We start from the raw sequence: 19,016 nt of genomic DNA, 5'->3' as shown, positions 1-19,016 counted from the left end.
CCTCCGCTTGCGTCGCGGCTGTGGCGACGACACAATCGCGGGCCATGACCGCCGCAACGCGTTCCTTCCCCGACACATCGATCTCCGGCTTCGACCACGCGGCCTATCTGACGCGGATCGGTGTCGAGGATCCGGTCGCGCCTACGCTGCCGGGACTGACGAGGCTGATGGAGCGCCACATGGCCGCGATTCCCTTCGAGGCGATCGACGTGCTTCTCGGCGGCGTTCCCGACCTCGCCCCGTCGGCCGTCGATCTGAAACTCGTCACGAACCGGCGGGGCGGCTACTGCTTCGAACATGCAAGCCTCTTCCGGCGCATGCTTGAGGCCTCCGGCTTTGCGGTCGAGACCTTCCTGGCGCGGGTGCGGCTGCGGACCGGCTTCGAAGGCCCTGTACCACCCGCGACGCATGCCGTGCTCGTCGTCAGCATCGACGGCGAAAGCTACCTAGCCGATGTCGGCTTCGGCGGCCCGATGCCGAACCAGCCGCTGCGGCTCCTCGGCGACGACCCGCAGGAAACGCGCGGCGGCGTCTTCCGCATTCGCGCCCTGGCGGACGGCCGGGTCGTGGAACGGGCCACCGGCGACGCCTGGCTGCCGCTCTACGAGATCCTGCCGCTGCGCTGCCATCCGGCCGATCTCACCCTCGCCAACTGGTTCGTCGCCACCCATCCGACGTCGTCCTTCCGCAATCTCCTGATGGCCGCCCGGCTCGACGGCGACGTCCGCTATACGCTGGCCGGGAACCGCTTCAGCCTGCGCCGGAGCGACGGCGAGTTCGAGGTGAGGCATCTGACCGCCGGCGAGGTCATGGAGACGCTGGCGGACCAGTTCCGGCTTCCCGTGGTAGCCGAATGGGACGCGGCGATCGCCCCCGCATTGGGAGAGTGGTAACGGAAGTCGCCGCGCGAGGTTGACTTGGCCGCACGCCATCCGCATCTGCCTGTCATGCGCGTTGCAGAAGCCGACATCCTCATCGTGCCCGGCTACAAGGGCTCCCCCGAAAACCACTGGCAGACCCGTTGGGAGAGAAAGCTCTCGACGGCCCGCCGCGTCGCACAGGCCGAGTGGACGAAGCCGGTCCGAGAGGATTGGACACAGTCGATCGCCGCAGCGGTCAACGCCTCCACGCGGCCGGTCGTCATCGTCGCCCATTCGCTCGGCGTGGCAGCCGCGGTGCAGGCGATCCCCGGCTTCCAAAAGCCGGTATCCGGCGCGTTCTTCGTCGCACCACCCGATGTCGAGAACTCGTCGATCCGGCCGAAGCACCTGATGACCTTCGGACCCTATCCGCGCGACCCGCTGCCGTTTCCGAGCCTCCTCGTCGCCAGCCGCAACGATATGTTCTCCTCCTTCGCGGCAGCGGAGGACATTGCCGGCGCATGGGGATCGCTCTTCATCGACGCGGGCGAAGCCGGTCACATCAACGCCGATTCGGGTCATGGCCCGTGGCCGGAGGGGCTCCTCACATTCGGCAAATTCATGAGCCGTCTGCCCGCCGGCAGCTGACGCTCTGGCAGCAATCCATGTGACGGGTGCTTGCCCGAGGAGTCGCTCGCGACTTTCGGGCAGCGGCCTCGGCCGCGCGTCGCCGCCTTTCGCAAGGCCTGCAGACTGTAGGACAAAGAGCGCGGGACGTTGATCCACGCGCTCCCTCGTATCCCTCAGCCCCGCACCGCCTTCGCCAGAGCATTCGCCGCGGCCTCGATCGTACCGAGATCGGACCCGGTGCAGATCAGCCGGAAGCCGAGCTCGCGGTAATGCGCCGCGTCCTGCGGCGTCGCGGCATAGATCGCGGAGACCTTGCCCGCCGCCTTGGCGGCATCCGCCACCGTCCTGACCGCGGTTTCCGCCTTCTCCCCTCTGGGAGAGCGGGTTCCATCGCCGGACAGGGCGATGGAGAGATCGGACGGTCCGACGAAGACGCCGTCGAGCCCGTCGATCGCGAGGATCGAATCGAGCGCGGCCAGGGCGGCCGCGGTCTCGATCATCGCGAAGGCGAAGGTCTCGTTCCGCGCGTCCCGGGCATAATCGTCGCGATCCTCATAGCCGTGCAGGACCGCCGTGCGCGTCGGCCCGTAGGAACGCTGACCAAGCGGCGGATATTTGGTCGCCGCAACGAGTCGTTCGGCGTCACCGACGCTTTCGACCATGGGCAGAATGACGCCCGACGCGCCCCAGTCGAGCGTCCGGGCGGCAAGCGCCCGGTCCTCGATGGGCAGGCGAACCAGCGACGGCTTGCCGAGCAGCGCCGCCCGTTCGATGCCGAGCTTCAGGCTCACCTCGTCGAGTAGCCCGTGCTGGACGTCGAAGGTGATGGCGTCGAAATCGGCCCTCAGAAATGCCTCGTGGATCAGCGGGTCGGTCCCGCCGATCCAGGACGAAGACACCGGAGCGCCCGTCATGAGGCGCTGGCGCAGCGGCGGAAGCCCCATGATTCGGCTCACGCGGCGCGGATCTGGGTTTCGGCTTCTGCCAGGAACTCCGTCAGATGGCGCCGGATCTGGTGGTCCGACTGATCGACGCCCGCGGCATCGAAATCGCCGAGGATCTTGTTGACGATGCCTTCGTCCCCCGGCGCCTGGAAGGCGACGTGGATGACCTGCTGCGCATAGGCCTCGGCGTCGTCGCCGCTCTTGCCGAGCTTTTCGGCGGCCCAGAGCCCGATGAGCTTGTTGCGCCGCGCCTCGATGCGGAACCGCAGTTCCTGATCGTGGACGAAGCGGGCTTCGAAATCTCGCTCGCGATCGGTGAAGGACATGATCGGCTCCCCTTGGCTCTCGTTGCCCGCTCTGCGGGCCTGCGGTTGACATACGGTCATCGGCGCCGTTTTTGAAGCCGCGATCCATCGTGGCCGCGCGAAAAGCTCTTGATATCCTCTCCCGCGCGCACGACCTCACAGGTCTGCCGATTGTGATGATGGGCGATTTGGTCTATTCACCCGCTCGATCCGTCGCCGTTTTTGCGCCCGAATCCTCTAAGGCGCACGCTTTACGATAGAGTAACCATAATGACACGTCGCCGCCGTATCTATGAAGGCAAGGGCAAGATTCTTTATGAAGGCCCGGAGCCCGGTACGCTGGTCCAGTTCTTCAAGGACGACGCGACCGCCTTCAATAAAAAGAAGCATGAGATCGTCGACGGCAAAGGCGTCCTGAACAACAGGATTTCTGAGTATATCTTTTCCCATCTCAACCGGATGGGTATTCCGACGCACTTCATCCGCCGCCTCAACATGCGCGAGCAGTTGATCAAGGAAGTCGAGATCATTCCGCTGGAAGTCGTGGTGCGCAATGTTGCCGCCGGCTCCCTCGCAAAGCGTCTGGGTATCGAGGAAGGCACGGTGCTGCCGCGCTCGATCATCGAGTTCTACTACAAGGCCGACGCGCTCGACGATCCGCTGGTCTCCGAAGAACATATCACGGCCTTCGGCTGGGCGAGCCCGCAGGAGATCGACGACATCATGGCCCTCGCCATCAGGGTCAACGATTTCCTCTCCGGTCTCTTCCTCGGCGTCGGGATTCAGCTGGTCGACTTCAAGATCGAGACCGGCAGGCTCTTCGAGGGCGACATGATGCGCATCGTCGTCGCCGACGAGATCTCGCCTGATTCCTGCCGGCTCTGGGACGTCCAGACGAACGACAAGCTGGACAAGGACCGCTTCCGCCGCGACATGGGCGGCCTCGTCGAAGCCTATCAGGAGGTCGCGCGCCGGCTCGGCATCATGAACGAGAACGAGCCGCCCCGCCCTTCCGGGCCGGTACTGGTCAAGTGAAGCGGCGCAGGACCGCCAAGCAGCCGGTGCCGGCACTGAGACTGATCTATTCCAGGGACCGCCAGATCCGTCCGCCGCAAAGGCCGACGAAACCGCGCGCAGAGGACACATGATCAAGGCCCGCATCATCGTCACGCTGAAGACCGGCGTCCTCGACCCGCAGGGCAAGGCGATCGAAGGAGCGCTCGGCAATCTCGGCTTCGACGGGGTCGGCCAGGTGCGTCAGGGCAAGGTGTTCGACATCACGCTCGAAGCCGACGACGCCGAGGGAGCGCGGACTCGCCTGTCGGACATGTGCGAGCAGCTCCTCGCCAATACCGTGATCGAGAACTACTCCATCGAGTTCGCCTGAGGACCACCGATGAAGACCGCCGTCGTCCTCCTGCCCGGCCTCAACCGCGACCGCGACATGATCGCGGCGCTGACCAAGATCGCCGGCCGGGCGCCGCAGACCGTGTGGCAGACCGAGACCGCCTTGCCCGAGGTCGACCTTCTCGTCGTTCCCGGCGGCTTCTCCTATGGCGACTATCTGAGGGCCGGTGCGATCGCCGCCCGCGCGCCTGTCATGCGCGCGGTGGCCGACGCCGCGGCCAGGGGCGTGCCTGTACTCGGCGTCTGCAACGGCTTCCAGATCCTCTGCGAGGCAGGGCTCCTGCCCGGCGCATTGATGCGCAACGCCTCGCTACGCTTCGTCTGCCGGGAGGTGAAGCTCGAAGTCGTCAACGCCGCGACGCGCTTCACCTCGGCCTACACCGCCGGTCAGGTGATCCGCTGCCCGGTCGCGCACCACGACGGCAACTACTTCGCTGACGACGAGACGCTCGCGCGCATGGAAGACAACGACCAGATCGTCTTCCGCTACACCGCAGGCACCAATCCGAACGGCGCCATGCGCGACATCGCCGGTATCGTCAACGGGGCGGGGAACGTCCTCGGCATGATGCCGCATCCGGAAAATCTGATCGAGCCGGAGCATGGCGGCACCGACGGGCGCGGCATCTTCGAAAGCGCGCTCGGCCTTCACACCGGTCTTGCCGCGTGAGCCACAAGATCGCCGGCCGCGCCGCCGGGGCTTCGCTGGCCCTCTTCCTGCTGATATCAGGCGGATGTGGGACGAGCACGCCTGTCGGACGGGCTCCGGCCGGCGCCGATACCGGTCTCGACCGCATGGAGCGGCTGACGCTCAACGCCAATCGCTGCTGGTTCAAGTCGAAGGATCCGGCCTTTTCCGCCTACACGCTCGCGCCTGAACTCTCGTCCTATTCCGGCCGACCCCGCTTCCTTCTGGTGCCGCGCGGCAAGGTTGAGGCGCGCCCGCTCCTCGTCGTCGAGGGCCGCAGGGGTTCGTCGGATGTCGCCGCCTACGGGCCGCTGATGGGCGAACCGGTCTCCGGCCGCATCGGCGCCGATCTCGATCGCTGGCGGACCGGCGACGATTCCTGTTCGGCCTGAGATGAGACGTCGCCCGGTGTCGGCCGTTTGGGCCGCCTTTCTCGCCGGCGCCACCCTCGGCGCATGCGCCAGCGTGGCCGACAACGAGTTCGTCGGCGGTGTGCAGCCTGCACCGGGTGCGAGCTTCTCCCCGTCTGCGGATATGCCTTCTGCGAAGGACCGCGCCGCCGCCCGCCCTGCTCCCCTCGGCGCCGCAACTGTAGATCCCGGGTTTCAGGGAGCCGGATCGACGCGGGCGGCGCTGCGCACGGGCGGCGATGCGTCAGCCGCCACATTGGAGCTCGCCGCGGCCCGCGAGCCGGCGCCCCGCCCTGCCTCAGCAGAACCGCTCGATTCGGCCGAGATCGCCTATGCGCGGGACACGGCTGCGGCCGTCTTCCGGCGGCGCCGCGCAGAACGGGCGACGACGTTTCTGCCAGTTGGCGCGGCGGAGGGCTACGGCATCTGCATCCGCTCGCCAGCGGCCAAGGGCGGCTATGACTACGCGCTGATCCTCCTGTCGCGGCGCCTCCATGGCGAGGCGATCAGCCAGGTCGACGACGACACGCCGGTCATGCGGCGGGCGGCGGATACGAAGGCGTGCCGTGTGGCGGCCCTGTCCTTCGTCGGCCTGACACGCGGCTGAAGCCGGAACCAGGGCTTTGTCGCATCGGCCAGCGATGTTAACACGCAAATTGATCAATCCGGACGATCAGGACGCCCACCATGACTGCCGAGCCCGCCATCACGCCTGACCTCGTCGCGTCGCACGGGCTGAAGCCCGACGAATACGAGCGCGTCAAGGATCTCATCGGCCGGGAGCCGACACTGACCGAACTTGGCATCTTCTCGGCCATGTGGAACGAGCACTGTTCCTACAAGTCGTCGAAGCGGTGGCTGCGCACCCTGCCGACCAAGGGCGAGAGGGTGATCCAGGGCCCGGGCGAGAACGCCGGCGTCGTCGACATCGGCGACGGGCTCTGCGTGGTCTTCAAGATGGAGAGCCACAATCACCCCTCCTATATCGAGCCCTATCAGGGTGCGGCGACCGGCGTCGGCGGCATCTTGCGCGACGTCTTCACCATGGGCGCGCGACCGATCGCGGCGATGAACGCCCTGCGCTTCGGCGCGCCCGACCATCCGAAAACCCGGCATCTGGTTGCGGGCGTCGTCGCCGGCGTCGGCGGCTACGGCAATTCCTTCGGTGTCCCCACCGTCGGCGGCGAAGTCAATTTCCACAAGCGCTACAACGGCAACTGCCTGGTCAACGCCTTCGCGGCCGGACTCGCGAAGACCGATGCGATCTTCTACTCGGAGGCGAAGGGCGTCGGCCTGCCCGTCGTCTATCTCGGCGCCAAGACCGGCCGCGACGGCGTCGGCGGCGCCACCATGGCCTCGGCCGAATTCGACGAGAAGATCGAGGAAAAGCGCCCGACCGTGCAGGTCGGCGACCCGTTCACCGAGAAGTGCCTGCTGGAGGCTTGCCTCGAACTCATGCAGACCGGGGCGGTCATCGCCATCCAGGACATGGGCGCGGCGGGCCTCACCTGCTCGGCGGTCGAGATGGGCGCCAAGGGCGATCTCGGCATCGAGCTCGACCTCGACACCGTGCCGGTGCGCGAAGCGCAGATGACCGCCTATGAGATGATGCTGTCGGAGAGCCAGGAGCGGATGCTGATGGTGCTCAACCCCGACAAGCGCGACGAGGCCGAGGCGATCTTCGTCAAATGGGGCCTCGATTTCGCGGTGGTCGGCAAGACCACCGACGACAAGCGCTTCCGCATCATGTGGGAGGGCCGCGAGGTCGCGAACCTGCCGATCAAGGAACTCGGCGACGAGGCGCCGGAATACGACCGGCCCTGGCTGGAGCCGAAACCGGCGCGCGTCATCCATGCCGGCGAGATCGCCGAGCCGCGCGACTATGGCGCCGCGCTCCTATCGCTGCTCGGTTCGCCCGACCTTTGTTCGCGGCGCTGGGTGTTCGAGCAGTACGACACGATGATCCAGGGCAATTCCCTGCAGCGGCCGGGCGGCGACGCGGGCGTGGTGCGAGTCGACGGCCATCCGTCGAAGGCGCTCGCCTTTTCCTCGGACGTGACGCCCCGCTATTGCGAGGCCGATCCCTTTCAGGGCGGTGCCCAGGCCGTCGCCGAATGCTGGCGCAACCTGACCGCCGTCGGCGCCGAGCCGCTGGCCGCGACCGACAATCTCAATTTCGGCAATCCCGAGCGGCCGGAACTGATGGGCCAGTTCGTCAAGGCGGTGGAAGGCATCGGGGCTGCCTGCACGGCACTCGGCTTCCCGATCGTCTCCGGCAACGTCTCGCTCTACAACGAGACGCAAGGCCAGGCGATCCTGCCGACGCCGACGATCGGCGGCGTCGGGCTGATCGAGGACCGGACGAAGACGGCCCGCGTCGACAGCCTCAAGGAGGGCGACATCCTCTTCCTCGTCGGCCGCGACGGAACCCATCTCGGCGCCTCGGCCTATCTCGCAACGCTCGAAGAGCGCGAGGACGGGGCCCCGCCGACAGTCGATCTTGCCGAGGAAAAGCGCAACGGCGACCTCGTCCGCGGGCTGATTCGCTTAGGACTCGTGCACACCTGCCACGATCTTTCCGATGGCGGCCTTGCCGTCACGGTCGCCGAATTGTGCATCGCCTCGGGGGTCGGCGCAAAAATCGACGCCGGCAAAGGATCGGCCCATGCCCTGCTCTTCGGCGAAGATCAGGCCCGCTATGTCGTTGCGGTCAAGGCCGAGGACGCCGACGCGCTCGGCAGCCAGGCGCAAGCGGCCGGCGTCCCGGTACGGCGCCTCGGTACGGCCGGCGGCGACCGCCTCGTCGTGCTCGATCGGCTCGACCTCTCGGTTCAGGCGCTGACCGTCGCCCATGAGAGCTGGTTCCCGGCCTATATGTCCGGCACCGTCGTTGAACCATCCGCAGCGGCATGACCTCTCCGTTTCCGGGGCCGCGATTGATCGGGTCCCGCCCCGCCCCTATCATCTCGGGCAATCCGGCGTGCCCGCGCCGGAGCCAAGGAGTGACAAGACCATGCCCATGAGCGCCCGCGACATCGAGAAGCTGATCAAGGACGCCATACCGGACGCCGTCGTGACGATCCGCGACCTTGCCGGCGATGGCGACCACTATGCCGCCGAGATCGTCTCCGAGAGTTTCCGCGGCAAGTCACGGGTGCAACAGCATCAAATGGTGTATAAGGCGTTGCAGGGAAACATGGGCGGCGAGCTGCATGCTCTGGCTTTGCAGACCAGCTCGCCGAAATAGGGGTCGGGCATGATGTACGGCGTCGTCGAGAAGGCGATCGAGGATGCGATCGGCGGAGTTTCCGAAGGACGAATCGAGGACCCGCTGCCATTCCACCCCGAGACTCGCCAGCGGACGAGCCGGGCCGTGCGGCGGCGATCCGCACGACGGACCAAGCGACCGTCGGTCATCGCCAGGATGATCCGGCACAAGAACAAGAGGATCCGCCGCACGCCGCGCACTACCGCCGCGGCGCGGCTTCGTGAGCGCTGGGCGGGCCGTCACGGAGCCGGGTGAGAGGTACTCGTCTCGACGCTCCTCAGCGAGGTGTCGGACTCGGCGGCCGAACCGAAAGGAATTCTTGCAGGCGAGCGCCGCCTGCGGCACTTTCAGGCACCCGACCGCCCAGGCGCAGGTCAGCGGCAGGCGCGAGACGCCTTTCCGCCCGTGTCGCCGCTCCCTTTCATGAGGAAACGTCACTCCATGGGCAGAATGCGTTTCGTGGCGCTGGCCTTTGCTGCAGCTTTCAGCCTCTCGGGTTTCCTGGCAAGCGCCTCGGCGCAGGATGTCGCCTGCTATGAGAGCCAGGAGTTTCGGATAGCTGCGCAGGAAAATCCCGATTCGGCGGGTACCACCTTCACCGTCACCAAGCGGAACGACAAGGCGACGAAGACCTGCCGGTTCGATCCCACGACCGCCGACTTCGTCATCGGCGGCAATGACGACCAGCCTTTCTGGTATCTCGGCCTCGTCGGCGCAAAGCTCGCCCTGACAGCCTCGACGGGACCGGCCGAATCGCTCATCGTCTACGACCTTGAGCGCCGCGAGCCGATCCTGAACGCTCCGGTCACCGGGTACGAACTTGGCGAGCAAGCCGTGAGCTATTGGGAACGCGTCGGAGAGGGAACCAGGGCGAACTGCCCCGATTTCTCGAGCTTTACCGAGAACGGGCTGGAACCGGTGATCGCCGCCGAGACCGTCTTCGACCTTGCCAGCGGCGAGGCATCGCGGACGGGCGAGACCCGCTGCGACGCGATGCAATAGAGCGCTGCGGTCGACAGGTCGCCCCGGACTTCATAAATAGGTATCGAAGCGCCACATCGCATCAACGCCCCACATCGGCATGAAGGATAGCTACTATGTCCGGTATCAACGACTGGATCGCCAACGAGGTGAAGTCGAACGACGTGATCGTGTTCATGAAGGGCACGCCGTCCTTCCCGCAATGCGGCTTCTCCGGCCAGGTCGTGCAGATCCTCGACTATCTCGGCGTGGAGTATAAGGGCGTCAACGTCCTCACCTCCGACGAGCTTCGCCAGGGCATCAAGGAATACGCTCAGTGGCCGACGATCCCGCAGCTCTACGTCAAGGGCGAGTTCGTCGGCGGCTGCGACATCATTCGCGAGATGTTCCAGGCCGGGGAGCTCAAGACGTTCTTCGAGGAGAATGGCGTCCCCACGACGGCGCCGGCGACTGCCGCCGGCTGACTGCCGCCGGACGGTCTTCGCTTTCATTTTCCGGAAGATCGGGCCCGCGCTTCGGCGTGGGCCTTCGCGTTTGGGCAACACCCGTAGGCGGACGCGTCAGCATCCTCGCCCGCTGGTATAAGCTACGGCATCGGCCTGAGTTCGGGATCGATATTCCATCAGCACGATACGTGGATTGAAAGAGGTAGAGCGACCTTCTGCGTCGTATCGGATAGAGGACGCTCTCGCGGAGACGGTGCGTCTCGGCGATAAGGCGGGCTTGTTTTTGCTGCATCGCAAGATAAGTCTCGCCCCACCATCCTGAAAGGCCAAGCATGTCGAACGCGTCCCCCCGATCCGGCGTGTCCCCGCGCAGCGAGACGCACGGGCTTCCCTATTGGGAGCTGGTGACGATGATCGCGTGCCTGATGGCTCTCAACTCGGCGGCGATCGATATCTTCATCCCGGCGCTCCAGGACATCGGCACGGCCCTCGACGTCGCCGACGTGAACCAGCGGCAGTTCGTTCTGACCGCCTATCTCCTGGGATTCGGCGGGGCCCAGATCATCTACGGGCCGCTGTCGGATCGGTTCGGCCGACGCCCCATTCTCCTCTTCGGCCTGGCGGTCTACGTGATCGCGGATGTCGCGGCGACCTTCTCCTCGAGCTTCGAGCTGCTTCTGACAGCGCGCCTCATTCAGGGGATCGGCGCTGCCGCAACGCGGGTGATCGCGATCTCGGTCGTGCGCGACTGTTTCGGCGGACGCCGGATGGCCAGCGTGATGTCGCTGGTGATGATGGTCTTCATGGTGATCCCGGTCCTCGCCCCCAACCTCGGACAGGCCATCATGCTGTTCGGATCGTGGCGGGAGATCTTCGTCGCGATCGCGGTCTTCGGCGTGCTGGTGACGCTCTGGACCTCCCTTCGCCTGCCGGAGACGCTCCGTCCGGAGGACCGGCGGGAACTGACCGGCAAGCGGGTCGCGCAGGCCTTCAAGATCGTCCTGACCAATCGCATCGCGTTCGGCTACACCATGGCGACGGCGCTGATCTTCGGCGTCCTGTTCGGCTTCATCAATCAGGCGGAGCAGGTCTACACCGAGGTGTATGGCATCGGGCCAAGCTTCACCCTGCTCTTTTCGGCGACGGCGGTGTTCATGTCCGCCTCGTCCTTCCTCAATTCGCGGCTGGTGGAGCGGCTCGGCATGCGCCGGCTCTCGCATGGTGCGCTGATCGGCTTCATGTCGCTCGCCGCGATCCATCTGATCGTAGCCTGGTCGATGGGCGGCGCGGCGCCGATCTGGTTCTTCGTCCCGATCATGACGATCAATTTCTGCCTGTTCGGCTTCATCGGCACCAACTTCAACGCGCTCGCCATGGATCCGCTGGGACATGTCGCGGGTACGGCTTCCTCTGTTCTGGGCTTCATGCAGACATTCGGCGGCGGCCTGCTCGGTGCGGCGATCGGCTATTTCTACGACGCGACGGTCATTCCGCTGCTCTTGGGCTTCATCGTCCTGTCGGTCGGCTCGACCTATTGCGTGTTCCTCGCCGAAGGACGGCTGTTCGAGGCGCGCTACGACCCGCCGCCGCAGCCGACCGCGGGGGAACTGAAACACAAACCGGCCGAATAGACCGAGTCGCCGGCTGCCTACGGCCGGCCGCGCCGAACAGCGTTGCCGGGACGGGATCCGGCCCCGTCGATCGCCTCGGCCCGCCGTGCGCCGCACCTGCGCGTATTATTCTTGTACAGTAGCGGCCCTGTGAAGGCCGCACAGGCTTCCACAACGTCCTCGTAGTTCAGCCTGCCCCTGAAGAGGTCAGGCCGCCGGAAACAAGGTGTCGCGCGCTTCCGTCCAGACGCCGTCGTCACAGGCCGCGATCAGCGCGCCCTGCCGGTCGGCCGGGGTATAGGGCGATCTGTCGATCTTGGCGAAGCGTCCGCCGGCTTCGGCGACCAGCAGGCAGCCGGCGAGATGGTCCCAGGGCATCAGCTTGGCGTAGCAGGACAGATGCGCCCCGCCCGATGCGAGCAGGCGGTATTCGTGCCCCGCGCAGCGATAATTGCCGACGATCTTCACCGCCGCCAGCTGCGGCAGGAGACGCCGCTTTTGCTCCAGCGGGAAATAGCTCGCGCTGATCAGGCCGATCGCCTCCGACAGCGGCACCGGCTTTGCCACGGCGAGCCGGCTTTCCTCGCCCGACGGCGTGCGACGAAAGGCGCCGCTCCCCCGTTCTGCCAGCATGACGTCGTCGCCGAGCGGATCGTAGATGATGCCGGCGACCGTCTCCCCGGCGCTCACCACGGCGGCCATCACCGCGAACAGCGGCACGCCGGCGGCAAAGTTCGCCGTGCCATCGACCGGATCGACGACGATGGCGAGGTCGGCGCAGTTCAGGCGTTCGAGGAGGCCCGGATCGGCAGCGACCGATTCCTCCCCGACGAACAGCGCATCGGGCGCGATCGCCTTCGTCTCGCGCGCGATGAAGCGCTCGGCGGCTTCGTCGGCGTCGGTGACGAGGTCGGTCGCGGAGGTCTTCTCGCGGATGTCGCCGGCTGAGAGATTGCGAAAGCGCGGCATGATCTCGGCGAGCGCAGCCTCGCGCAGGATTTCGGCAAGGCGGAGAAGATCGATCGAAGCGGTCACGCGGCAGAGATCCCATCGGTTGCGAGATTGGCGAAGTCGAAGACGGCCGGATCGAGGAGATGGCCAGTCCGAACATTGGCGAGCGCCCGCATCATCACCTGCTTGCGGCCGGGAAAGCGGCGCTCGAGATCCTCGAGCATCTGCTTCGTCAGATTGCGCTGCAGCCCGTCCTGGCTGCCGCAGAGGTCGCAGGGGATGATCGGGAAAGCCATCGCCGCGGAGAATCTCGCGATGTCGTCTTCCGCCGAGCGGATCAGCGGGCGCAAGACCATCAGGTCGCCCTCGTCGTTGAGGAGCCTGGCCGGCATGGCCGACAGCCGCCCTCCGTGAAAGAGATTCATGAAGAAGGTTTCGAGGCAGTCCTCGCGGTGGTGGCCGAGCACCAGCGCCTCGCATCCCTCCTCTCGGGCGATCCTGTAGAGATTGCCGCGCCTGAGGCGCGAGCACAGCGCGCAATAGGTAGCGTTCTCCGGCACCTTCTCGGTGACGACGGAATAGGTGTCGCGATACTCGATGCGGTGCGGGATGCCGTAGCGGTTCAGGAATTCCGGCAGGACGTGCTTCGGGAAGTTGGGCTGGCCCTGGTCGAGATTGCAGGCGAGAAGATCGACCGGCAGCAGCCCGCGCCATTTGAGGTCGTGGAGCAGGGCGAGCAGAGCGTAAGAATCCTTACCGCCGGAGATGCCGACGAGCCAGCGGGCGCCCGGACGAACCATGGCGAATTCGGTCATCGTCTCGCGCATCTCGCGCAGGAGGCGCTTTCTCAGCTTCTTGAAGCCGACCGTCGACGGCACGTCGTGAAACAGCGGATGGACGCCCGCGCCCGCGATTTCGTCACCGGGAACAGCATTGCTCCCGGCTGCGCTACCCGCCACTTCCGCGCTATCCGTCTCGAACATCGATCACCTCGCCGCCTTGCCTGCCCCGTCTACCGGGTCGAGGCCGGAAACGGAAGGGAAACGGGCGCGCGCGGGCGGAGCAGGAGGGCATGCTGTTTAGCGGCGCCCTGGCGCACTTTCGAGAGCGGGCGGCGCCCGTCGTCGCGCGTCGGAAGCCCCGCCGTGTCGCTCCGGCGGTATCGATCCGTGCCCCGGCGAAGACCTGCGATCAAGAGACCAGCGTCCGCCGACGGCCGAGGCGCTCAGCGATGCGCGGCGCCATCTCGTCGATGACTTCCTGCAGCTCGCTCCACTCTCTCAGATCCTGCCATTCGAGCGCCCAGCATGAGGTCGCCTGGCGGGGCTCGCGCGGAAACACCGGGCGCTCCCCGAGATCGGGAAAGAGGGACCGGTGGCCTTCCAACCCGTCGAGGGCATGGTTCCATTCGGCTGGTATGGCGTGGGCGAGCGCCGTCGTGCGTCCAAGGCTCACGATCCTTGAGGCGAGGGCCTCCGGCATGTCGGAGGCACTCGCATCGAAGAACACGTCGCATGGCCGACCCTCGGCCACGGAGCGAAAATTGTCGTCCTGGGGCAATCCCATCCTGTGGGCGAGCAGTCCGTTGAGAAGGCGCGCGACCTCGAAATCCTCTCCCCCGGCGGAACGGTGCAGCCAGCCAGCGCCGGACAGGAGGCTGGACTGCAAGACACCATCGACCTCGACAGCCCTGAGGACGGCCGGCAGGACCCCGCCTTCGTCGCGCACCGCCCAGTCGTGGGAGATGGCCTTCACCGAACATCGGCCGGAACCGGCTGCCCGATCGAGGACCAGATCGAAGCGGTTGTCGATATGGTCGCTGCCAAGAGCGGCGTTCACATATCCGGCGAAGGTCTGACTGTCGCGACGGCCGACATACTGCTTCCAGCGCGACGGCAGGTAGCTCGACCAATGGCGGAAGACGAAGACATAGGTGAGATCGCAGTCGGAGAAGCAGTCGGTCAGCCGCCGGAACTGCTGTCCGGTAAATGTCGAGACGCTTTCGAGCGACAACAGAACGCGAGTGGCATCAGCTTGCCGCGCCATGCCCAGCACGCTGCGGGTGTGATCCTCGCGCCAGTCCGCGCGCTTGGGATTGATCAGCGGGGCGATCTGCTTGGGCCCGCCGGGCGGATACCAGATCCCGGAGTCCAGAAGGGCGCCGCGATGCGCGGCAAGAGCGGCCTGGACCGAGGTCGTCCCGGTCTTGTGCATGCCGGCGTGGATGAAGACCTCGAGCGGGCCTGCCATGGAAACCGTCCGACCTCATGAAGCGATCCAGAAGCGAACGGTGACATCGAAAGCACCGGGCGTCGAGCCCGGTCGGCCGGAACTCCGCCTCCGAAAACGCCTGCAGGCAGTGCCAGGAGACTCTTGCCATGCACCGTCACGACGGCAGCTGCCGGCAGGCTCGACCGTCTGCAACGAGGGTAGTCCGGCACCCAAGGAGAAGAGGCGCCGATCGCGCCCCATGCCCAAGAAAAAAGGCCGCCCCGAAGGACGGCCTTTCGCATTCTTGCGGCTGGTCGGAATCCGATCAGCGCGAATAGAACTCGACGACAAGGTTCGGCTCCATCTGCACCGGATAAGGCACGTCATGGAGGCCCGGAACGCGCCGGAAAGTTGCGACCATCTTGTTGTGGTCGACCTCGACATAGTCCGGCACGTCGCGCTCGGCGAGCTGCGTCGATTCGATGACGATGGCGAGTTGCTTGGACTTCTCGCGCACCTCGACGACGTCGCCCGGCTTGCAGGTGTAGGACTGGATGTTCGTGCGCCGGCCATTGACGTTGACATGGCCGTGATTGACGAACTGACGCGCGGCAAAGATCGTCGGAACGAACTTGGCGCGGTAGACGATCGCGTCCAGCCGGCTCTCCAGGAGAGCGATCAGGTTCTCCGAGGTGTCGCCACGGCGGCGCGCCGCCTCGTCATAGGTGCGGCGGAACTGCTTCTCGGAAACGTCGCCGTAATAGCCCTTGAGCTTCTGCTTGGCGCGCAGCTGCAGGCCGAAATCGCTCATCTTGCCCTTGCGGCGCTGGCCGTGCTGGCCCGGGCCGTACTGGCGGCGATTCACTGGAGACTTCGGACGTCCCCAGATGTTCTCGCCCATGCGGCGATCGATTTTATACTTCGCGGAATCGCGCTTGCTCATCGCATTTCCTTCAAACGAGAAACCCGGACGGACCCATTCCGACCGGGCGAGGAAACGCGCCCTCCTCTGCCCGCTCATCGCGGACTGACAGGACGACATTGGCACGAGGCGATGCCGTCCACGGGACACGTTAAAAACCGGCGGGAGCGGAACTCCAGCCGGCTGCGGTGGTCCTAGAATACCGGCGGATGGCTTGTCAACATCGGCAGCGAAGCGATCCGCCTGTCTGCACAGTCGGCGATCAGTATTTCGCGATCACCCAGACCGCGTGGATGATACCCGGGAAATAGCCCAGCAGGGTCAGGAGGATGTTGATCCAAAAGTGCTTGCCCAACCCGACCTGCATGAAAACGCCGACCGGCGGCAGGATGATGGCGATGATGATGCGAATGATGTCCATGAAACTTGAATCCCTGTTGATTGGTGCGGCAACGTCCGGCCGATGCCGCGCGTTCCGAAAGAGTTCAGGGAATCCCGGCCATCAAGCGGCCGCAAGCGCGTGCTGTAGTGCGCCTCCCGGCAATCGACGACGCGGTAATTCCCTTGAAGATTCTCCCGCTCCTCTCGCTCCTGGCCCTTGTCCCTGCGCTCTCCGCAGGACCGGCAGTCGGGGCAACCGACTATTTTTCGCGCTATGACGGCGCTTGGTCCGGCGGCGGCTCGGTCAAGGTCGAACAATTGCCGAGCGCGACGAGCGTGTCCTGCAAAGTCGACGGCAACCGCACCGGCGGGCGGTCCTTCGCCCTGTCCGGCCGCTGCCGCGCCATGCTGCTCATGTCCCGCGACATCGGCGCCAAGCTGTCGCTCGATCCAAGGACCGGGGTCTATCGCGGCGTCTATACCGGCTCCTCCAGCGGACCGGCCCGGCTCGTCGGGCGGCTGAAGGGCGACACGCTGGACCTTCGCGTCACCTGGAACCGGGTCATCTATGACGATAACACGGCGCGCATGCTGATCCGCAATCACGGCGGCAAGGCCTTCATCATGCAGGTGGTGGAGAAGATCGACGGCAAGTCGGTCGTCGTCTCCAACCTGAGCTTCCGGCGCTGACGCGTTAGGCTGGCGCGGCAGTTCGCGCCGGCTCAAGCCGTCAGGCCGTCAGGCCGAAGCCCTGTATCAAACGCCGGGTGAGTGCGTCCGGCGAACCCGCCGTGAACACTGCGATGTCCATCTGCCGCTCCGTGGCGCCTCGCTCCGGCCGCGCCGGCAGGACCGAGAGCGTGCGGCGGGCGATGGCCTCCGCAGGGTCCAGCCAGTCGACCGGCCAGGGCGCGGTCTTGCGCATGCGGTTCACCAGGAACGGATAATGCGTGCAGGCGAGAACGACGATGTCGGTGCGCCGCCCTTCGGTCTCGACGAAGCACGGAAGGATCTCGGCCCGCACGGCCTCCTCGTCCACGAAGGCCTGCCGCATATAGGTCTCGGCAAGCGCCGCCAGCTTCACGCTGCCGACGAGCCGGACCTCGCAGCGGGTAGCCCATTGGGTGATCAGGTCGCGGGTATACTGGCGTTCGACCGTCCCGGGCGTGGCGAGCACGGAGACGAGCCCGGAACGCGTCCGTTCCGCCGCCGGCTTGATGGCCGGCACGGTGCCGACGAAGGTCATCTCCGGATAGGCCGCGCGCAGGTCGTCGAGCGCCAGGGTTGAGGCCGTGTTGCAGGCGACGACACAGGCGAGCGGACGATGCTCCTCGATCAGCCGGCCGAACAGCGCCACAAGCCGCGCCTTCAGCGCGTCCTCCTTCCAGTCGCCATAGGGAAAGCCGGCATCGTCGACGATGTAGACGAAGCGCCGGTCCGGCATCAGGACACGCGCCTCGCGCAGGACCGTCAACCCGCCGACGCCGCTGTCGAGCATCAGGATCGGCGGCTCGTCAGATTGCCGATATGCACCGCTCATGCCTCGCCCTCCGGATGACGGTCGGTCCCGCCGGCCTCATGATCGACCCTGGCCCGCCGGGCCTCGTAGTCGAACGCCTTGATCACGCCGCGCAGCGTGTGGATTTCCGGCTCCGAGAAATTCGCCTTGGTCAGCATGGTGCGCAGGTTCTGCGTCATCACCTCGCGCTTCGCCTCCGGAAAGAAGTATCCCGCCCGCTCGAGCGAGGATTCGAGATGCTGGAAGAGGCGGAAGAGGTCGTCCTTCGTCGCCGGCGGCGCCTCTGGCGCGGAAAAGCGCGGCGCCGTGTCGCCGGCCTTGCCGGCGGCCTGGAAGGCATAGCTCATCAGAAGCACGGCCTGGGCGATGTTGAGCGAGGCGAAGGAGGGATCGACCGGAAAGGTCACGATCTCGTCGGCGAGGCCGACCTCCTCGTTGTTGAGGCCCCAGCGCTCGCGACCGAAGAGGATGGCGGTGCCCTGCCCGGCAGCCACCCGCGCGCGAAGGTCGGCCGCCGCCTGTTCCGGCCCGCGCACCGGTTTGAAGCTGTCGCGCGGGCGCGCCGTCGTCGCGAGCACGAAATTGCGGTCGGCGATCGCATTCTCCAGCCGATCGAACAGGCGGACCGCGTCAATCACATGGTCGGCCCGCGAGGCCGCGGCGCGCGCCTTCTCGCTCGGCCAGCCGTCGCGCGGATTGACCAGCCTGAGGTCGGTCAGGCCGAAATTCGCCATCGCCCGGGCGACCATGCCGATATTCTCGCCAAGCTGCGGCTCGACCAGGACGATCGAGGGGCCTGCGCTCGGATCCGATCGCTCGACAGAGGATTCCGACATCTGCAGCGCCTTTATCCATTGCGTTGCGCAGGCTCCTGCCACACCCCGACGGACAATTGAAGCCACTCGGCAGGCGTCCGAGTGGCAGGCCCTCCACTCCGTGTTCCTGGCGCTGCGCCGATCTCCCGCGCGTCCCGGCCCTCCGCATTCACCTCGTCGTCGCGCAGGAGGGAGGCCCGACCCCGGTCGAGCCGCGGGACCCCGAGAGTGCGGCAGCCGGCGACAGGCATTGCCGCTGCGGAGGCCAAACGAGGCGCTCCGACGGCGACAGCCTCACAATTAAGGGGTGCATCTCCGCAATACGAAACGTGTCCTCGAAAAGATTGCTTGCCGACCGGACGAGCCGTATCATAACTTATGGTCACTCAAGAGGAGGAAGTCTTTTGCGCAAGGTCTTGACAGTTCCGGTCGCCGTTTTCTTCTCCCTGGGAGGGTTCCTGGCAATCTCCCGTATCTTCGCAAGACCGGCCGGGCGAAAGTCGTAGAGATGGTTCGTCAGTCCCTCGGTGGTTAAAACCGTGGTCTCTTCGGTGCTCTCGGCCACTGCCTGAGAGACCGTTTGAGAAAGGTCTCAATGGCTGATGCGTCGGAGCAGGAGGCTGCCCATGGCGACATGGATCATGGCTTCCGAGACGTCGATGCGCTGT

At 66.0% G+C, this 19,016-nt stretch carries 22 protein-coding genes; 13 read left to right on the top strand and 9 right to left on the bottom strand.

The features are described from left to right. The first annotated feature begins 44 nt into the window (after nt 1-44). Together LH400_RS20005 and LH400_RS20000 are read left to right on the top strand one after the other, a co-directional pair. A complete protein-coding gene (locus LH400_RS20005; RefSeq protein ID WP_229154999.1) occupies nt 45-893 on the top strand; it encodes an arylamine N-acetyltransferase family protein in 849 nt (282 codons plus the stop codon). 54 nt (nt 894-947) lie between these two features. Further along, a complete protein-coding gene (locus tag LH400_RS20000; protein ID WP_229155054.1) occupies nt 948-1,508 on the top strand; it encodes an RBBP9/YdeN family alpha/beta hydrolase in 561 nt (186 codons plus the stop codon). 155 nt (nt 1,509-1,663) lie between these two features. Here LH400_RS20000 and LH400_RS19995 read toward each other — a convergent pair whose 3' ends face one another. After that, nucleotides 1,664-2,446: an HpcH/HpaI aldolase family protein gene (locus LH400_RS19995; RefSeq protein WP_229154997.1), complete on the bottom strand. Its 783-nt coding sequence runs from the start codon at nt 2,444-2,446 to the stop codon at nt 1,664-1,666. After that, on the bottom strand, nt 2,443-2,760 hold the full coding sequence (locus LH400_RS19990; RefSeq protein ID WP_229154995.1) for a DUF1476 domain-containing protein: 318 nt from the start codon (nt 2,758-2,760) through the stop codon (nt 2,443-2,445). The genes LH400_RS19995 and LH400_RS19990 overlap by 4 nt, the downstream gene beginning before the upstream one ends. Before the next feature lie 249 nt (nt 2,761-3,009). Between LH400_RS19990 and purC the strand changes: the two genes are divergently transcribed. The 10 genes from purC to LH400_RS19940 all read left to right on the top strand — a co-directional run bounded on the left by purC (nt 3,010) and on the right by LH400_RS19940 (nt 11,570). Next, the gene (gene purC, locus LH400_RS19985) at nt 3,010-3,774 is read left to right on the top strand and encodes a phosphoribosylaminoimidazolesuccinocarboxamide synthase (RefSeq protein WP_229154993.1); all 765 of its coding nucleotides are present in this window, start codon (nt 3,010-3,012) and stop codon (nt 3,772-3,774) included. Nucleotides 3,775-3,883: 109 nt separating this feature from the next. Further along, complete coding sequence (gene purS / locus LH400_RS19980; protein WP_229154991.1) at nt 3,884-4,126, top strand: phosphoribosylformylglycinamidine synthase subunit PurS; 243 nt, start codon at nt 3,884-3,886, stop codon at nt 4,124-4,126. 9 nt (nt 4,127-4,135) lie between these two features. Next, a complete protein-coding gene (gene purQ, locus LH400_RS19975; RefSeq protein ID WP_229154990.1) occupies nt 4,136-4,816 on the top strand; it encodes a phosphoribosylformylglycinamidine synthase subunit PurQ in 681 nt (226 codons plus the stop codon). Further along, complete coding sequence (locus LH400_RS19970) at nt 4,813-5,226, top strand: hypothetical protein (protein WP_229154989.1); 414 nt, start codon at nt 4,813-4,815, stop codon at nt 5,224-5,226. The genes purQ and LH400_RS19970 overlap by 4 nt, the downstream gene beginning before the upstream one ends. A gap of 16 nt (nt 5,227-5,242) precedes the next feature. After that, on the top strand, nt 5,243-5,851 hold the full coding sequence (locus tag LH400_RS19965) for a hypothetical protein (RefSeq protein WP_229154988.1): 609 nt from the start codon (nt 5,243-5,245) through the stop codon (nt 5,849-5,851). 80 nt (nt 5,852-5,931) lie between these two features. Further along, nucleotides 5,932-8,157, top strand: coding sequence for a phosphoribosylformylglycinamidine synthase subunit PurL (purL, locus tag LH400_RS19960; protein WP_229154986.1), 2,226 nt, complete (start codon nt 5,932-5,934; stop codon nt 8,155-8,157). 100 nt (nt 8,158-8,257) lie between these two features. Then, nucleotides 8,258-8,491: a BolA family protein gene (locus LH400_RS19955; protein ID WP_229154984.1), complete on the top strand. Its 234-nt coding sequence runs from the start codon at nt 8,258-8,260 to the stop codon at nt 8,489-8,491. A 462-nt stretch (nt 8,492-8,953) separates the two neighbouring features. After that, nucleotides 8,954-9,514, top strand: a complete 561-nt coding sequence (locus LH400_RS19950) for a hypothetical protein (RefSeq protein WP_229154982.1) — start codon at nt 8,954-8,956, stop codon at nt 9,512-9,514. A 95-nt stretch (nt 9,515-9,609) separates the two neighbouring features. Next, the gene (gene grxD / locus LH400_RS19945) at nt 9,610-9,957 is read left to right on the top strand and encodes a Grx4 family monothiol glutaredoxin (RefSeq protein WP_229154981.1); all 348 of its coding nucleotides are present in this window, start codon (nt 9,610-9,612) and stop codon (nt 9,955-9,957) included. Between the two features lie 392 nt (nt 9,958-10,349). Next, a complete protein-coding gene (locus tag LH400_RS19940; protein ID WP_229155052.1) occupies nt 10,350-11,570 on the top strand; it encodes a multidrug effflux MFS transporter in 1,221 nt (406 codons plus the stop codon). Between the two features lie 186 nt (nt 11,571-11,756). On the opposite strand, the gene LH400_RS19935 is transcribed toward LH400_RS19940, so the two are convergent. The 5 genes from LH400_RS19935 to LH400_RS19915 all read right to left on the bottom strand — a co-directional run bounded on the left by LH400_RS19935 (nt 11,757) and on the right by LH400_RS19915 (nt 16,054). Further along, nucleotides 11,757-12,584: an inositol monophosphatase family protein gene (locus LH400_RS19935; protein WP_229154979.1), complete on the bottom strand. Its 828-nt coding sequence runs from the start codon at nt 12,582-12,584 to the stop codon at nt 11,757-11,759. Beyond that, on the bottom strand, nt 12,581-13,483 hold the full coding sequence (gene ttcA, locus LH400_RS19930) for a tRNA 2-thiocytidine(32) synthetase TtcA (protein WP_229154977.1): 903 nt from the start codon (nt 13,481-13,483) through the stop codon (nt 12,581-12,583). Before ttcA ends, LH400_RS19935 begins: the two co-directional genes overlap by 4 nt. A 208-nt stretch (nt 13,484-13,691) precedes the next feature. Then, the gene (locus tag LH400_RS19925) at nt 13,692-14,750 is read right to left on the bottom strand and encodes a hypothetical protein (protein ID WP_229154975.1); all 1,059 of its coding nucleotides are present in this window, start codon (nt 14,748-14,750) and stop codon (nt 13,692-13,694) included. Between the two features lie 286 nt (nt 14,751-15,036). Beyond that, the gene (rpsD, locus tag LH400_RS19920) at nt 15,037-15,654 is read right to left on the bottom strand and encodes a 30S ribosomal protein S4 (protein ID WP_229154973.1); all 618 of its coding nucleotides are present in this window, start codon (nt 15,652-15,654) and stop codon (nt 15,037-15,039) included. A gap of 241 nt (nt 15,655-15,895) precedes the next feature. After that, nucleotides 15,896-16,054 (bottom strand): YqaE/Pmp3 family membrane protein, encoded by a 159-nt coding sequence (locus LH400_RS19915; protein ID WP_229154971.1) that lies wholly within the window; start codon nt 16,052-16,054, stop codon nt 15,896-15,898. Between the two features lie 143 nt (nt 16,055-16,197). Between LH400_RS19915 and LH400_RS19910 the strand changes: the two genes are divergently transcribed. After that, nucleotides 16,198-16,704 carry a hypothetical protein gene (locus LH400_RS19910; protein ID WP_229154969.1) on the top strand — a complete coding sequence of 169 codons (507 nt, stop codon included), beginning with the start codon at nt 16,198-16,200 and terminating at the stop codon, nt 16,702-16,704. A gap of 40 nt (nt 16,705-16,744) precedes the next feature. Here LH400_RS19910 and murI read toward each other — a convergent pair whose 3' ends face one another. Together murI and LH400_RS19900 are read right to left on the bottom strand one after the other, a co-directional pair. Then, complete coding sequence (murI, locus tag LH400_RS19905; protein ID WP_229154967.1) at nt 16,745-17,554, bottom strand: glutamate racemase; 810 nt, start codon at nt 17,552-17,554, stop codon at nt 16,745-16,747. Further along, nucleotides 17,551-18,369, bottom strand: coding sequence for an RNA methyltransferase (locus LH400_RS19900; RefSeq protein ID WP_229154966.1), 819 nt, complete (start codon nt 18,367-18,369; stop codon nt 17,551-17,553). Before LH400_RS19900 ends, murI begins: the two co-directional genes overlap by 4 nt. Nucleotides 18,370-19,016: the final 647 nt, after the last annotated feature.

The organism is Jiella soli (assembly GCF_020615385.1).
Taxonomy (GTDB): domain Bacteria; phylum Pseudomonadota; class Alphaproteobacteria; order Rhizobiales; family Rhizobiaceae; genus VKMB-3413.
Note: the sequence above shows the minus strand (reverse complement) of the source record. Positions and strands in the feature narration are given on the sequence as shown.